The organism is Mesorhizobium sp. M7A.F.Ca.US.014.04.1.1, assembly GCF_003998745.1.
Classification (GTDB): domain Bacteria; phylum Pseudomonadota; class Alphaproteobacteria; order Rhizobiales; family Rhizobiaceae; genus Mesorhizobium; species Mesorhizobium ciceri.
The window spans coordinates 1-871 of record NZ_RZRW01001193.1 but is presented as its reverse complement, the minus strand read 5'-3'; the positions used below and the strand labels follow the sequence as shown (position 1 = coordinate 871).

At 66.5% G+C, this 871-nt stretch carries 1 protein-coding gene; it reads left to right on the top strand.

What is annotated here, in order from left to right; genetic code table 11:
* Nucleotides 1-871, top strand: an 871-nt coding sequence (locus tag EOA22_RS35520) for a VCBS domain-containing protein (RefSeq protein ID WP_206521530.1), incomplete at both ends; no start/stop codon positions are given.

Here is an 871-nt window from a genome sequence, read left to right as displayed (position 1 = left end):
CGGCGGGTTCGGCGGCCGGCGACGGCAGCACGGTTGCAACAGGCACCTTCACGGTGTCGGACGCCGACGGGCTCGACGACGTGCAGAGCGTCACCATCGGCGGCGTCACGGTTGCCATTGGCAGCCTCAACGGTTCGGTCTTCCAGGGCGACCACGGCACGCTGCTGATCACCGGCTACAACCCGGCAACCGGCGTTGCTGCCTATCAGTACACGCTGACCAGCCCGACCACGGACGTTCCGGCAGTCACCGAGACCGACAGCTTCTCGCTCACCGTTTCGGACGGCACCTCGTCGTCGGCCCCGGCAGCCATCGTCATCGACATCGTCGACGACGTGCCCAATGCGGTCAACGACACCAACAGCATCAGCGAGGACGCGCTTTCGCCGGTCAACGGCAATGTGCTGACCAACGACCTGCATGCCAACAACCAGCCGGGCGCCGACACGCCGACGAGCTTCGTCAGCTGGGATGGCTCGACGACGGGCGCGCACGGCACCTTCGTGGCCAATCCCGACGGCACCTACACCTATACGCTCAACAACGCCGATCCGGCGGTGCAGGCGCTGGATGCCGGCCAGACGCTGACCGAGACCTTCAACTACACGATGAAGGATGCCGACGGCGACACCGATACGGCAACGCTGACCATCACCATCAACGGCACCAACGACGTGCCACAGGTCGTCGTCGACCAGGGCAATCCGGCCGGCGCGCATGACCAGGTCTATGAAGCAGGTCTGGCGGCGGGTTCGGCGGCCGGCGACGGCAGCACGGTTGCGACAGGCACCTTCACGGTGTCGGACGCCGACGGGCTCGACGACGTGCAGAGCGTCACCATCGGCGGCGTCACGGTTGCCATTGGCAGCCT